Source organism: Dyadobacter jejuensis (assembly GCF_003149085.1).
Classification (GTDB): Bacteria; Bacteroidota; Bacteroidia; order Cytophagales; family Spirosomataceae; genus Dyadobacter; species Dyadobacter jejuensis.
The window spans coordinates 68,785-83,263 of record NZ_QGDT01000005.1; the positions used below are offsets into that span (position 1 = coordinate 68,785).

Consider the following 14,479-nt stretch of genomic DNA (forward strand, 5'->3'; position numbering starts at 1 on the left):
ATTTAGAAGTTGGCTTTAATACTCATTGAAAACAATCGGGTAAGGGGGTAAGGGGTATAATCGATACCAGCAGATAGTAGGCTAGTGCGGCTAGATGCCTCCGGGTCCAGACCGGTATACTTCGTGAAAGTAAGCAGGTTGGTTCCCGATAGGGCTATTTGCGCTCCTTCGAGGGCTACCCCATTGAGCCATGTGGATGGCAACTTATAAGTAATGCTTACATTTTTTACCCGAAGAAAATCAGCATTCTCCAGGAACCTTGTAGACACTAAAGTCGCCAACGTAGTGGTATTACCTCCTTGCGAAGGGCGGGGTACCGAATTGCTAGGGTTGTCCACAGTCCAAAAGTCATTGACTTCGGCAAAATTTTGGACGAATGGAACAGATCGGGAGAACAAGTTACGGGCGGTATTGTAGAGTTTGTTTCCAACCGAATAGTTCAAGAAAACCGAAAGGCTAAAGGGACCATAGGAAAGGGTATTGTCAATACCACCGAAGAGTTTTGGATGTGGGTTGCCCACGTCAATTTTGTCGCCTTCGTCGAAGATCCCATTGCCATTGGTGTCGGTGTATTTGGGGTCACCTGGCACGGCATTGGCCCATTTTTTGGCCTCTTCCTCTTCTCCTAACTGCCATATGCCCGCAAACTCATACATATAGAAAGCACCTACCGGATGTCCTGAACGGGTCAGGTTGGTGGGCTGATTGGAAAGGGGGATTAGTTCGCCTGGGATGGTGAGGGGGTTGCCAATGGAGTTGGTCCCTATGTCGAGTACCTTGTTTTTGTTATAGGTAATGTTAAAATCGGTATCCCAGCTGAAATTCTTTCTACGGACATTCCGAGTCGTGATGGCAAATTCTACTCCCGTATTTTTCAAAGAACCGATGTTGAGGATTGGGTTTACGTCAACTCCGGCTGTAAGGGCTATTGGCGTTGCTACGAGCAGGTCTTGCGATCGTTTGTCATAAAAATCGATGGTTGAATTGATCCGCCCTCCAAACATGGAGAAGTCCACACCAAAATCTAGTTGTTTGGCCGTTTCCCATTTCAGATTGGGGTTGCCAATATTTTGAGGCGCATTTCCGATGGTCAGGGTATTGCCCGACACATAGGTGGCGGCAACGGCCCGAGTAATAAATGCGAAGTTTCCAATGTTCTGATTCCCAGTAAGACCATATGATGCTCTAAGTTTTACATCGTGGAAAAGTCGGGAATTTTTCATAAAATCCTCTTCAGATAGTCTCCATGCAAAGGAGGCCGATGGGAATGTACCGAACTTGTTTTCAGGACCAAAACGCGACGAGCCATCGCGGCGTACCGTAGCCGTCACCAAATATTTGCCCTTATAACCATAGTTCACACGTAAGAATCCAGAGGCCAAGCCTGGTACGATGGTCGTACCGGTGCCTATAAAGCTTGTCTGGTTCGACAGTTGATTCAAGGCATTGTCGATGGTACCCCTTCCGGTAATACTATTCGATTTGTTATAAAACTGTTGAAGGGAAACTCCCCCAACGGCATTGATAGCGTGTTCGTTAATATTCTTGTTATAGGTCAAGAAAGCGTCGGTTACCCAGTTGATTTGTTTATCGCTACCCTCGGTGGTGATACCCTCCGGACGGTTATAGATCCCTACCTGATACACGGGCAAATAGGTAAAGTCGGCCCCATTGACCACATCGGCTCCTGCATTGGCCGATAGCTTTAAGCTTGGTGCCAGTTGGAAATCGAATTTTACATTCCCCAATAGCCGTGTCACGTTGCTTTCGCGGGTGGGCAGGAGCAAGTCTACCAGTGGATTTTCGTTGGCTCCAAAAAATGGGGCAGAAGTGGTGTTGGTGGCCGATAGATTGCCAAATTCGTCGTAAGGGACGGTATAAGAATGTTGGTATACGAGGCCTCTATAGCCTGCGGCTCCCCAGCTGTCGTTGTTCTGGATGTTCTGGTCCTGGTAACTACCCGACAAATTGGAGGTAATCGTCAGCCAATCATTGACTTTACTCTGCAGATTAAGGCGCAGCGACCAGGATTGCAGGTCAGTTTTGGCCAAAACACCCTTTCTGTTTAGGTAAGAAACCGAGCCGGAATAAATATTTTTCTCACTACCCCCGCTGAATCCCAGGTTATAGTTTTGTCTAAATCCCGTTCTGGTACCTAGTTTTTGCCAGTCGGTATCGGTTTGCCATACCGGATTGGTGGGGTCGTTGTATACGCTAAGGTCTCTATTGGCATTTTTAAATCCTTCCAAAAACAGGAGTCGTTGCTCCTCTGTGGACATGACGTCATAGCGCTTGGTGATTTCTTCAAATCCGAGATCGGTATTAAACGAAAAGCGGGTCTTGCCTGCTTTCCCCTGTTTGGTGGTGATGATGATCACCCCATTGGCCGCCCGGGCGCCGTAAATGGCCGTTGCCGACGCATCTTTAAGGATGTCCATGGAAGCGATATCCTGCGGATTGATGGTCGAAAAATTGGTGCTGAATAAGGGGACGCCGTCCACTACGATGAGCGGGTCGTTATTTCCGGTAACCGACCCGGTACCACGAATGGAAATATTAAACTTCCCACTCAAATCGCCCCCCGACTGCCGTACCTGTACGCCGCCCGATCGGCCCTGAAGGGCGTCGTTAAATCCTGTAACCGGCCGGCTTTGAATTTTCTCCTCCGATATAGAAGATACGGCCCCGGTTACGTCACTCTTTTTCTGTGTTCCGTATCCAACCACTACCAGCTCTTCCAGCGATTTGTCGTCTGGCAGAAGGGTAATTGCTAAGGTAGTTCGGTTGCCTACCACTATTTCTTTCGATAGAAAACCAACATAGGAAAACACCAAGATGGCTTCCGTATTGGGCACCTGAATGGTAAATGCGCCGTTTGCCTGGGATATGACGCCTTGGGTGGTGCCTTTAAGGGCAATGTTGACACCAGGTAGTCCTTCTCCCTGATCGTCGGTAACGGTGCCTTTAATCTCGATATCCTGAATCTCTATCACTGGTTGGGCAGTCATGGAAACATGCTCTGTTACTGTGCCTTGAGGAGACTTCATTTTCGGCACATTTGGTGCCTTCGTAACGATGAGGTAGGTGTTCTTTTTTAGTTTCTTAAAGGTAAGATTGGTAGTGCTCAGGATACTTTGAAGATTTTCCTCAATTGATTTTTTGTAATCAATTAGGTCTGTTTTAATAAAAACTTTCTCCAAATTTTTATCTGCAAATAGTAAATCGGTATTAAAATGCTCACTAAGCACCATCAGCGCTTCCTGTAAGGCTATGGTAGCCGGTTGCGGTTTGGGACTTTGCTGGGTGGGGTAAGCCACCATAGAAATAGACTGCTGAGCGTATCCCATCTGGCTCATAGAGGCCAAGAGCACGGACACAGCTATCGCACGCCAACTCGTACACAGTTGAATTTTCATATGACAAAAGGTTTAGAAATTAAAGGTTTCGTTTAGATATAATAATCTGCTTGTCTTTTTTTATGATATTGAGATCCAGTAAGTTACTGATGAGGTCCAGGAGTTCATCGTCGCTATGGGCTGTAAATGCTCCTGAGATGGTAAGGTCTAAAAGGTCTTTGTTGTCAATCTTGGTGTCTATTCCATAATTGTCTTCTAGTATATAGCTAAGTTCTAGCAAGGTAGTTTTTTCAAAAATAAAGCGGTGGTCCTTCCATTTAGAATGGACTTCAGGGTGGGCTAAATGTTGAATGGCCTCGTTATTGGCATTATCCAAGGTTACTTTGTCCCCTGGTTTTAGGGTGATGGTTTTTTTTGTGTTTTCTTTTTCAACATTCATCCGAACCATCCCCTTATTCAAGACGACCTTAGATCCTCTTTCTCGAGCAAAAACGGTAAACTCGGTTCCTAGAACCTCTACATCGAACTGTTTGGATGTTTCTACAATAAACTTTTGGTTGGATTGAGTATGTGTCACCGAAAAATCGGCCTCACCCATCAGAAATACCTTTCGCGAATGTTCCCCAAAGCCCCATCGCGGAACTCGAAGCAGAGAGTTACCATTCAAGGTAACCTGGCTACCGTCGGAAAGAGTAAGTGACTTTATTTCTCCTGCCGTCGTTTGGTAGGTCTTGTAAAGCCAAAAAGAGGTTGTTTGGAAGGCCAGGAACCCAAGCAGAAGAACCGTCGACGCTGCCACCAGCCAGGTAGCGAAACTGTGGCGCTGCCATATTGCAGCGGAATGGTTAGGCTGTACGGGAGTATCCTCATGGAACGAAGCAGGGGCGGAATGGATGCGCGCATAGTACTTTTCTACTGCGGCATCGAGGCCTGCCGTGTATTCCGGATACAGCTGTTCGTATTCATCTAGCCAAGTATAAAATAATTCTTGGTTGTTTAGGTCCGTGGCCCATTCGTCTATCATCTGTTTCTGGAGGAAGGAAGTCCTACCAGAAAAGTGCTTGAAAATTAATTCCTTAGTTATATTGGTCTGCATGGGGATGGTCGATAGGTTGGTCAATGGGGAGCTTTTGAATCGGTGGACGTTCTATTACGAAACGGAAAGAACCAAAAGCAGAAACCATTTTTCTTTTAACAAGGCTCGTATTAACTTATTCGCCCGGTATAGCTGTACCTCCACGGTCTTAACCGAAAGGTTGAGCTCATCTGCAATTTCTTGATAACGCATGCCTTCGAAGCGGTTCATCAGGTATATCCTTCGTCGGTTGATCGGCAAGGTACTCACGGCGTTTTGAACGTCTTGGTACAGTTCCTCAAACTGACTGATACTTTCAGGTGTTTCTATCTCCGAGTGCTCCATATGGGCCGGTGCTGGTTCATAGATCGACTCACTACGGCGCATTTCTGTTTTAAGGTGACTATAGCAATTGTTTCTTACGGAACGATAGAGGTAGAATCGGTAGGAGTTGGTAATGCGTTCGTATATTTTCCCCTTATAGAACTCAAAAAATATTTCGGATACCAAGTCTTCGGCTATCACTTTGGACCCTACATACTTGATGGCATGGCTGCATAAGGGTTGAAAATAACGGCGGTAGAGGAGCTCTACCCCTTTTTCAGGATTGGTCTCAAATACATTTTTAATGAAGAGCTCATCATGGAATTCGCCCATCGTCGCCCTATTCCGTGCCTCTGGCGCAGTACGGCCAAGGCCTTTACTGGGGTTTTCATAAGGAATTCTGTCGGTTGTCTGGCCCATGCTATATCACTTCGTTCTAGTATTATTTACACCTCATTACAGTTAAGACCCCATCGAACTGTTTTTCACTTACGCGTTTTGTATTTTATTTTAAATAAATATAAAAATCTGCATAGTGGACTGCTGGGACATGAGGCAATAGGTAGCCATATATGCCTATTTATGGGCAAAGCTAGTCCGTCTCCCCCGCCGAGGGGTATGGATTTATGTAGTACATGGCCAGGTCGTGTATCTATCAGCGGCGCTCACCTAATGGCTGATGCCTCCTTTATAAGACCAATAGGGGAGGCTGTGGGCTTAGGGGAATGATATCTTAATTCCTTCTATGATCATGCTTGTCCCAATTATGGCGATAATAAGACCCATGATTTTCCCTATGACCGAAATTACGTTCTCACCAATTTTTTCTACGATAATTTCACTTAGGCTTAAGGTGATATATGTCAATAGGCACATCAGTCCGATAATGAGCATGACTATTCCAATATGAATATAACTGCTGTCGGGTACGAAATTCATAGCCGTTACGATGGTGCCCGGCCCTGCCAGTATGGGGATCGCTAAAGGGGACACGGCAATGTTTTCATCAAAATTGGTGGTTTTTGAGTGTTTGACATACGACTCTTTGGATTGAAGCTTTTCAAAGCCCACATAAAAAATGAGCAGTCCTCCGGTTATCTTGAAAGCAGGGATCGTGATGCCAAATAATTGGAAAATGAACTTGCCTAGCACTACAAAGGTGCAGACAATGATAAATGCAATCATCACTGCTCTTTTGTTAATTCTCTGCTTGGTTTGTTCATCGGCCCCTTCTACCAAGGAAATGAATAGGGGCAAATTTGATACGGGGTTCATTATTGCAAAAAAAACCAGTGAATACGGTAATTGAAAAGGTAATTAGGTTTGCATGCTTTTGTAATCCAAGTTTTTTAACTGTTTTTCGGTAAAAGAAGGGGCTTATCTTCTTATTTTCCTAATCGTCATTAAATGGCCAGGCCATCTGAGGCAGCTATTGGCAGGCTTGTGATATTACAAAATTAGGAGCCAAATGGTGGTTGAAGCGGTTATTTCATTTCAAAACGTCTTAGATAAGCTACTCCCTTTCTTACTGTCATCGATATACCCCATCCCGGTACCGACTGAGCCTTATTGCCGCTTTCTAAATGGGGCCGGTAGAGTCCTGGAGCCTTAGGGATATCCTTTAGGTCGTGGTGAAGGCTCCTAAAATGGAGCCCATCTGATGCATGGTTAATGGTAGCGTCAATAGAGGCTAAGGACGAAATTCCTTTTTGCTCCTTCCAGACCAACACCTCATGGCTATTATCTAATATAGGCGAAGGGTTCTTGATAAAAGGACCTGTCGGCCTATTGGCAAAGGCGACGCCCATTTTGGTGCGTGCCGGGCCTTGGGTGCCATCTACGATCGACCGACCTTTATAGTATAGCCATATTTTATCATTCTCAACGAGTAAGCTGGCGTCGTCGATCCGGTAGCTGTCAAAGTTTTCTGCTTCACTGGAGATCCTCAATACCGGGTTTTCACTAGCCCTTACAAAGGGGCCGTCGGGCCTATCAGCCACAGCCACACCTATGGCGGTAAAGTCATTTATGGAATTGTTCTCAAACTCCTTCATGGTATTTCCTGGCGTTGGTTTCACTCCAGTATAATACAAATAGTACCGCCCCTTATAGGCCAATATATTGGGTGTGAATACGGAGTGGCTGTCGAACGCTCCCTCCTCACCCAGGCCTAGAGCCATTCCCTGTTCGGTCCAGGTGTGGCCTTCGTCTTCGGAAGTGGCATACCAGATGGTACCCCAATAGCCCGAGGTTACCGGGGTATCCATACGAGTATACCAGATATAGTATTTGTTTCCCACCTTGATGATATCACTATTATCGCGTCGGTTATAGGTGGAGTCCATTCCGATCCCGTTAATGTCTTGATACTCGAATTGAACCATCCGACGGCTAGGGCTCGAAATGCTGTTTTTGGAGGACTGACAAGAAAAAACCAGAAGAGCTATACACCATCCAAACCTTGCGATTGCTTTATTTTGAATTCTTATTTTCATGAATATTTCTTAAATGTAGTAGATCGTCTGAGGAATAAAATTGAGGTGTATTTTCACTTTCTGCAAGGTTCCGTTGACGATTTTAGAATGCTTTTCGTCCGCTAATTGGCCGTGTTGGGCTCCGGCATTTCTGCTTTAACCCGGGCCTGCCAGGCTTCGAGCTTCAGCAGCAGGTCTTTGGTCTTATTTGTTTCGGTTGCCTGGAGGTTTTTGGTTTCGCCTACATCTTCTTTAAGGTTGAATAAGTATAATTCCTCAGACTCGAAATCTTTGATTAGCTTCCAGTCGCCTTCGCGAATCGCAGCGGCCATGGCCAGCTCTGTGCCGCTGCGGTGATGGGGGAAGTGCCAGTACAACGGTTGGCGGGCCGTGGTACGCTCTCCACTAAGGATGGGCCATAGACTTTGGCCCTCCAATTGCCCTTCTTTGGGTAGGGGTATTTGGGCTGCCTCTAATAAGGTCGGGAAAAAATCGACGGTGGTAACGGGCTCATGACTTATTTGTTCCGCGGAAATATGGTTGGTCCAGGAAATGATCAACGGAACCCTAATCCCTCCCTCGTATAGAGATCCTTTTCGCTCTCGAAGGGGTGGGTTTTCTTGAAGACCCCCATTGTCAGAATAAAAAATGATGATGGTGTCGTCCATTAATTTCAGTTCTTTCAATTTTCCTACGACTTTCCCAACGGCTTGGTCTAGCTTTTCGATCATCGCATAATATTTATTACCCTTATATTTGGCTACGGTGGCTTCCGGGGCTTGCATAGGGGTGTGAACCGTGTAGGTGGATAGATCTAGGAAGAAGGGGCGGTCTTTGTGTCGGACTATAAAACGGACGGCCTCATCACCAAGGCGATCGGTGAGGTATTCGCCAGCAGGGCCATCGGGGAGGGTACCGTTTTTGTAGGGCGAAAAGTAACTTGCCGGTTGGCCATAGGCACAGCCCCCTATATTGCTGTCAAAACCATACTTGTCGGGAAGTAGGTCGGGGTTGATTATCCCGTCGTTGCTTTGTGCCGATCCATCACCTGCCAAATGCCATTTTCCTATAAAGCCTGTAGCATAGCCATTCCTTTGAAGCAGCTGGGCGATGGTCGTCTCTTGGGAATCCAGCCGATCCACAAAATAAGCTTCCTTAAGTTTCTGCCCTTTGTTGAATTTGTCCAAATAGGTCTGCATGCCCATGCCGGGAATATGGCAAGTAAGTTTTAAGGCTGCCGGCGATTTGCCCGTTAGCAGACTGGCCCTGGTGGGGGAACATACTGGGGCCGCCGCATAGGCATTGGTAAAGGCCATTCCATTTTTGGCTAATAGATCTATGTTAGGAGTGGATATCCCCGGCTTTTTCCCCAGATAGCCAACATCCGCATAGCCCAAATCGTCGGCTAAGATGAGAACGATATTGGGTTGGCTGGCCCTTGAGCCTTGAGCCATAACGTTGGATAAGCTTCCAATAATAAATCCAATTATGATAAATATTTTTTGCATACCGTATGGTTGAATTATCGTAGTGTAATAGTTTCGTGTAAAATCGCCTTGAAACTTTAAAGACGTAGGGAATGGCAGAAGCCATGAAATGGAAATGGCTCATTGTACTTTACAAAACTACGGGATTTGCGGGTTTTATTTATCTCAAAATGGGGCCAGTATTGTGTCGCAGCTTGGTGAACCATCCATCTGAAGAGAGATAGCCTACAGCCGATAGCGGAGCTGGTATCCAATAAAAAGAGCCATTGAAAAAACCTTTTGGGGTTTTCTCAATGGCTCCTGAGTGGCTCGACTAGCTAAGCGTTGTCAGACTTTATTATGATTCAAGATTTTTAGGCTTTCGCTGATCAATGTTTTTTCGATTTGTTCTCTTTGAGTTTTAACTTATACCCAATATTAAAAACTAAAGGATCGCTTTCGCCTGTTCCTCCAATGGCTCGATCCTGGAATACCGATAAGTCGATAGAATTCCTTTTGGTTAAAGATATATCCACACCCGTTTTGTATCGTACCTGATCGAACCCTGTCCCAATTAAATAGAAGACATCGGCAGAGACATAGGGGGAGAAACTACTTTTATTTTTGTAGCTAAACTCGAATTTATGCCTAAAATAACTACCAGTGGTAGTCAGCCCTGATTCATCGTCTTTAAACTGATGCTGATAGCGGAAGCGGTAATCGAATTTTAACCAGTCGGTGATTTTATGGTCGAATTTAACATTCCCGTAGAATCGGTGGTAGGATCGGTAGTAATAATCGGTATCGGAATCATTGAGCTTCCTCTTGCCAAAATAACGGTAATTGACACTGGCTTCCAGGTATTTGGTGAACTTATACTCTAGGCCTGCCTCTCCCAAATAGGACTGCAATACACTCACGTTGTCGCTGAAGCGGGTCTGCCCACTAGCCGAAATAGAAAATCTGGAATTTAATTTTTTTTCAACTGTGGCGCCAGTCCATAGGCCCACGCCTTGCCCATGCACCATACCGGTGATCAACAGCAAAATTAGAAGCTTATAATGTTTCATAGGACAGTGGTTTTGTATGAATGAACTTCTTCGTCTATGGCCTGCGACTGGGTAGGATAATAGTAAATGGTCATTTTGGTGGCGTCCTTCAGGAAATCGATATCCTCAATCTCTACCCGATGTACCTCCAGTCCGGTACGTTCCCTAAGGTCCTGTATCAGGGCCTCACGCTGCTGGGGGCGGATCAGATGGATGTTCTCATAGATAATGGACTTTCCTCTTTCTTTTTTCATGAGCCAATTGCCCTCCAGAAGGTGGGTTACCACCAAGATAATGGCACAGAAAAAGCTAAGCTCGTCCCAGCCTCCTTTGCTAATGGCTGAGATAAGCCCAATAGCGATTACCAAAAACAGGTAAGTCATATCCTTGGCCGAAATTCCTTCTGTACGGTACCGGAGCATGGAGAATACGGCAAACAGACCAAAGGCGGCACCCATCGACATCTCCACTTTGTTTAACAAATAGGTGATCATAAATATCACCATGTTGAAGACGAAGAAGGTGATGAACAGATCGGTTCGCTTATAATTTTTATAATATATAAAGCGTACCAGGATAAATACAGAGGCGAAGTTAATACTCATGCGAAGTATAAACTTTAGGGATATTTTATCCAGTAAGTCAAATGAACTGAGGGCGTCGGTGAGATGGAATAGGGACATGAATATTGGTATTTATTTTGTTGAGGAAATTAACTTTAGACTTGAAGCGGTTGGTTTTTACCTGGTCTTTGATGCTGACGACCCCTAAGCAATACTTACTGAGGCCACCACTTTTGTACCGCATCTGGTGCATGAGTTCCAGGAAAGGGGATACCGATTTCTTCTTCTCTTGCTTCACCTCTATAATGGCCAAGTGGTCATAACTTTTTTGTCGGTTTCCCGACTTGAACTTGAGATCGAGGTCGATGGTAATTCTTTCAGCGGAATGCTTGCTAACCAAGGTCAACCGGGAGTAATACACCCAGAGGCAGGGTTTAAAGTCGGACGGATCGAGGGTCGTACTCGATTTTAAAAAGGATTGCCCTTTAGGCCCAATTTCTTCCGTTTGGCTGATGGGCTCGGTTACCCGAGTCTTGACGGTACGCCCCTTGTTATTCTTGACCTTAATCTCGAAAAAGGAGGTGTTCGTGTCCACATAATTCCGGTACCGTAATTTACAGCGATTCAGACGTCCCGAATGGTGGCTATGATAAAGGTCCATATTGGGCGTGTCAAAATACAAGGTTTCATAATCGAATATGGTTAAGCCCTTCATCGTTAGGACCCTATAGTCATTTTGGACACGCTCGAAGATGTCGAGAAGGTTTTCCACGGGCATAGTGAACTTTATCTCTGCCCGATCCATTAGTTTTACCGACTCCATTTCAGCTAGTGAAATGGGGTAGAAACCAGACAGCTGCTCGACAATATTGGAATATACTTTTGAGGTTAGCATGGCGCTTATTTTAAAAAGGTTTCTACTGCGGTATTTCTAGTCACTACATGGGTTTTTAAGTTACTTAGTTCCGTCTCAAAGGCGGCGGCACTACTTAGGTTAGAATATCTACTTTGTTCAGGCTCGCTTCCTGTCACATAAGGTTGAATTAGGTTATGGTATTTGTCGAATAATGCGCTCATAGTGGCAGGGACAAAAACATTCTCCTTAAATTCTTGGACATACGTTTTGTATTGGCTGTAGTACACGGCGTCGTCGGCTATATAACGGAGTAGGGGCCAGGTAGATGTCACTTCGGTCATGCTCAATGATACCGCCGACCGACCACTTCCTGCGTTACCCCCTCCGCCGGGTCCGGTTGGAGCTTGGCTTGTGGTGGTAACCGTCATCGATTCGTTGAAATCCCAAGGGATCCAGGTTAGCTTATTGACGGGGGCATTGTACAGGTAGTGATTATGCGCCATGGCACCATATACATCCCAGTTTACGATGGTGTTGTTGACGGCTAGGTACTTCAGGAAATGGTCTACATTGAAGGTGCTTTCCAAATTGGCCCGCCATTCTGCTGCATTGGAGGTCCGGTTAGATGCGTTAAGGGCCGTAATAAAGGCTTGTACATCGCTATAGTCAGATTCTGTTTCGTTGTTTTTCTTCTCAAATTCCGATTGGGTGAAGGTCCTAAAATATGATTCAGGCTTATAGATATTCCCATCGTCTTCTCCAAACTGATCGGCTACCATTGAGTCGTCTATTACCTCTACCATGGTATAAACCCCACAGTATTTGCTCCCGGAGCCAAAATTGATATAAACCTTGTAAAAGGCCGTCCTAGCTGCTGGTACACCGGCTGCCCTGAAAATATCTGAGGCCGCTTTCTCTCTGATCAGCGAATTGTCGTTATAGGCAGGGGACATCGACAGTTCTTTGAACCCATACAGCCGCTGATTTTTGATGGCTGGATAGTCGTCTTCATATTTATCCATATGTAGCCTAAAGGGGAGCTTGTATATCCCCGATTTCCAAATGGAAGAAAGACTGGAATTTCCCTTTAGGCGAAAGCCGACATGATTCCAGACCTTGCCGTTGAAGGTTACCGTCGTGGCCACGTATCCAGGATCCTCATCGGTGCTGGTAGTTCCTCCAGGGGCCCCTCCTGAACTCCCAAAAGATCCCATTCCGATCGAGACCATATTGGCTTGTATGGCCGACCAGTCGCCCGACGTCATGGTGATTTCCAGAGTATTGACCGATTCTTGAGGAAATATGACTTCATAGTTGGGCTCCACCTCGTTGCTATGCGTTTCGGTGGTCCAGTCAGCGTTGTCTTCAATGGGATCATCTACCACCACGTCGGTCGAAGGCGACACTTTGCAGGAAGTTAGGGCAATGGTAATTGCGATAAAAAGCTGTAAAAAGGAAATTGGAGCTTTCATAATTAGAAAATTTATAGTTATTGGTGTCTGAAAGCATGGGTTAATTGCTTCTATAGAGTATTTCGCTGAATTTGAGCTATTTGTTACAGTGTGTCGATAAATTAATAGAATCTGTCGATAAAAACCCCATTTTAAAGGAGTTCGTCAGCGGTCCGTTATTGCATAAATGTTTTCAAGGCCTCTTTCTGCCTCGTCTTTACATGTTGCTTTAGCTCCTTAAGTTCTGCTTTGAATTCTTTATAGCCAGTCATCTGGCTATAGGGGCTTTTTTCTTCTTTGGCCGCACTGTCTAAGAGCCGATAATAACGGTCGAAGATGGTGCTCATGCGTTCAGGAGTAAACAGGGTCTGGGCAAATTCGGTAACATAGGCCCTATATCGGGCGTAGTAGGTTGGATCTTCGGCCATATGCCTAATGAGGGGCCATTGAGTTCCCACCGTTTTCAATTCAAGGTCTACCCCCTGCTTACCCCGTCCTGGGGCGTTAGCCATTCCGGCTGCACCAGGTCTTGTTCCGGCCGTTCCAGCCATGGCTGGTCGTGGTCCTGGAGGTCCTGGCCTATTGGGTTGGCCTTGGGTGGGAGGGGCCATGCCTTCTTTTTGGGTGCTCATCGCCTCGTTTTGATCCCAAGGAATCCAGTTGAGTTGTCCATTTTGTGCCTGATATAAATAATAGTTGTGTGCCATGGCACCATAAGAATCCCAAGAGACCATTAGGGTGTTCATAGCCAGCCATTTTAAAAAGCCATCTACATTTAAGGCTTGTTCCATTTCTTGGCGCCATCTTACGGGTTCTGTGGTGCGGTAAGGCGCATTCAGGAACGTGATGAATTGCTCCACATCGGAGAAGTCGGCCTTCTTTTTATTATTTTTCTTTTCAAATTGGGAAGCGGTGAAGGAAGCAAAAGTGGACTCTGGTTTGTAAATATTACCGTCGTCCTCTCCAAATTGATTTTTTATCATGGTGTCATCGACCACCTCCACAATCGTATAAACTCCACAGTATTGAGTGTCATCTCCGAAGTCGATGTATACTTTACAAAAAGATGTTTGAGCAGCAGGTACACCGGCGGCTCTAAATAAATCGGAAGCCACCTTTTCGCGGATCAGGGAAGGGTCATTAAAAGCTGGCGACAAAGACAGTTCCTGAAAACCATGAAGGGATTGTTTGTCGTATTTCTTAAAATTGAGCCTAAAGGGTAATTTGTAAATACCCCTTGCCCAAGAAGTCATCAGGCTCGAATTTCCTTTTAAGCGGAATCCTACTTGGTTTAACGATAGTCCATTAAAATCTATGTCGACAGGTACATAGATCGGGTCTTCAGCCATGGCTCCTGAAGGCCCCCCACCTGGCAGCATTCCCTGAGGACCTCCCGGCGGAGGCCCCTGCCGGTTGCCACCGGGCACAGGGCTTACGTTGGAGCCTTGCTGGGCCGACCTAGCTCCGAAGGTGCCAAATTTTTCCTGCATATTGTCGTTGATGGCATCCCAATTGGATTGGTCGACCTTGATATGCAGCGTATTGATCTTTTCATCGTTAAATACGAGACTATATTGAGGGGGCTCAAGCACTTCTTGTTCCGAATGATCGATTTGGCCCATAACCAGTGAACTTAACACCAGTAGTGTAGCCGATAGTAGGAGTTTTGTTTTTTTAGACATCTTAAACGTATCTTGGTGAATCTGGTGGCCAAGGTATACGATTATTTTGGGGACATCTAGCACCTGTAGACACTGGGGCCAATTGTGTAGATGAATAGCTAAAATGGCTCCAGGGAGCCAAAAAGCCACTTTTTGGTAAAATTGACTATCCCTCTACACATTCCCTATGAATATATACACTTT

11 protein-coding genes are annotated in these 14,479 nt (G+C 45.6%); all 11 read right to left on the bottom strand.

Annotated features, from left to right (window positions below; translation table 11 throughout):
- Positions 1–2: 2 nt before the first annotated feature.
- The gene (locus CLV98_RS11620; protein ID WP_109674508.1) at positions 3–3,416 is read right to left on the bottom strand and encodes a SusC/RagA family TonB-linked outer membrane protein; all 3,414 of its coding nucleotides are present in this window, start codon (positions 3,414–3,416) and stop codon (positions 3–5) included.
- A gap of 19 nt (positions 3,417–3,435) precedes the next feature.
- The gene (locus tag CLV98_RS11625; protein WP_109674509.1) at positions 3,436–4,452 is read right to left on the bottom strand and encodes a FecR family protein; all 1,017 of its coding nucleotides are present in this window, start codon (positions 4,450–4,452) and stop codon (positions 3,436–3,438) included.
- A gap of 54 nt (positions 4,453–4,506) precedes the next feature.
- Positions 4,507–5,175, bottom strand: coding sequence for an RNA polymerase sigma-70 factor (locus CLV98_RS11630; RefSeq protein ID WP_109674510.1), 669 nt, complete (start codon positions 5,173–5,175; stop codon positions 4,507–4,509).
- A 297-nt stretch (positions 5,176–5,472) separates the two neighbouring features.
- Positions 5,473–6,012, bottom strand: a complete 540-nt coding sequence (locus CLV98_RS11635; protein WP_229203330.1) for a MarC family protein — start codon at positions 6,010–6,012, stop codon at positions 5,473–5,475.
- 227 nt (positions 6,013–6,239) lie between these two features.
- On the bottom strand, positions 6,240–7,250 hold the full coding sequence (locus tag CLV98_RS11640; RefSeq protein WP_109674512.1) for a glycoside hydrolase family protein: 1,011 nt from the start codon (positions 7,248–7,250) through the stop codon (positions 6,240–6,242).
- A 101-nt stretch (positions 7,251–7,351) separates the two neighbouring features.
- A complete protein-coding gene (locus tag CLV98_RS11645) occupies positions 7,352–8,737 on the bottom strand; it encodes a sulfatase (RefSeq protein ID WP_109674513.1) in 1,386 nt (461 codons plus the stop codon).
- Positions 8,738–9,084: 347 nt separating this feature from the next.
- Complete coding sequence (locus CLV98_RS11650; RefSeq protein WP_109674514.1) at positions 9,085–9,765, bottom strand: DUF2490 domain-containing protein; 681 nt, start codon at positions 9,763–9,765, stop codon at positions 9,085–9,087.
- Positions 9,762–10,427 (bottom strand): DUF4956 domain-containing protein, encoded by a 666-nt coding sequence (locus CLV98_RS11655; RefSeq protein WP_109674515.1) that lies wholly within the window; start codon positions 10,425–10,427, stop codon positions 9,762–9,764. The genes CLV98_RS11650 and CLV98_RS11655 overlap by 4 nt, the downstream gene beginning before the upstream one ends.
- Positions 10,387–11,202 (bottom strand): polyphosphate polymerase domain-containing protein, encoded by an 816-nt coding sequence (locus CLV98_RS11660; RefSeq protein ID WP_109674516.1) that lies wholly within the window; start codon positions 11,200–11,202, stop codon positions 10,387–10,389. Before CLV98_RS11660 ends, CLV98_RS11655 begins: the two co-directional genes overlap by 41 nt.
- Before the next feature lie 5 nt (positions 11,203–11,207).
- Positions 11,208–12,635 (bottom strand): CotH kinase family protein, encoded by a 1,428-nt coding sequence (locus CLV98_RS11665; RefSeq protein ID WP_109674517.1) that lies wholly within the window; start codon positions 12,633–12,635, stop codon positions 11,208–11,210.
- A 155-nt stretch (positions 12,636–12,790) separates the two neighbouring features.
- Positions 12,791–14,296: a CotH kinase family protein gene (locus tag CLV98_RS11670; protein WP_146202264.1), complete on the bottom strand. Its 1,506-nt coding sequence runs from the start codon at positions 14,294–14,296 to the stop codon at positions 12,791–12,793.
- Positions 14,297–14,479 lie beyond the last annotated feature (183 nt).

Coding starts and splice junctions, on each gene's coding strand:
- CLV98_RS11620 (WP_109674508.1), bottom strand. CDS start 3,416: ATGAAAATTCAACTGTGTACGAGTTGGCGTGCGATAGCTGTGTCCGTG.
- CLV98_RS11625 (WP_109674509.1), bottom strand. CDS start 4,452: ATGCAGACCAATATAACTAAGGAATTAATTTTCAAGCACTTTTCTGGT.
- CLV98_RS11630 (WP_109674510.1), bottom strand. CDS start 5,175: ATGGGCCAGACAACCGACAGAATTCCTTATGAAAACCCCAGTAAAGGC.
- CLV98_RS11640 (WP_109674512.1), bottom strand. CDS start 7,250: ATGAAAATAAGAATTCAAAATAAAGCAATCGCAAGGTTTGGATGGTGT.
- CLV98_RS11645 (WP_109674513.1), bottom strand. CDS start 8,737: ATGCAAAAAATATTTATCATAATTGGATTTATTATTGGAAGCTTATCC.
- CLV98_RS11650 (WP_109674514.1), bottom strand. CDS start 9,765: ATGAAACATTATAAGCTTCTAATTTTGCTGTTGATCACCGGTATGGTG.
- CLV98_RS11655 (WP_109674515.1), bottom strand. CDS start 10,427: ATGTCCCTATTCCATCTCACCGACGCCCTCAGTTCATTTGACTTACTG.
- CLV98_RS11660 (WP_109674516.1), bottom strand. CDS start 11,202: ATGCTAACCTCAAAAGTATATTCCAATATTGTCGAGCAGCTGTCTGGT.
- CLV98_RS11665 (WP_109674517.1), bottom strand. CDS start 12,635: ATGAAAGCTCCAATTTCCTTTTTACAGCTTTTTATCGCAATTACCATT.
- CLV98_RS11670 (WP_146202264.1), bottom strand. CDS start 14,296: ATGTCTAAAAAAACAAAACTCCTACTATCGGCTACACTACTGGTGTTA.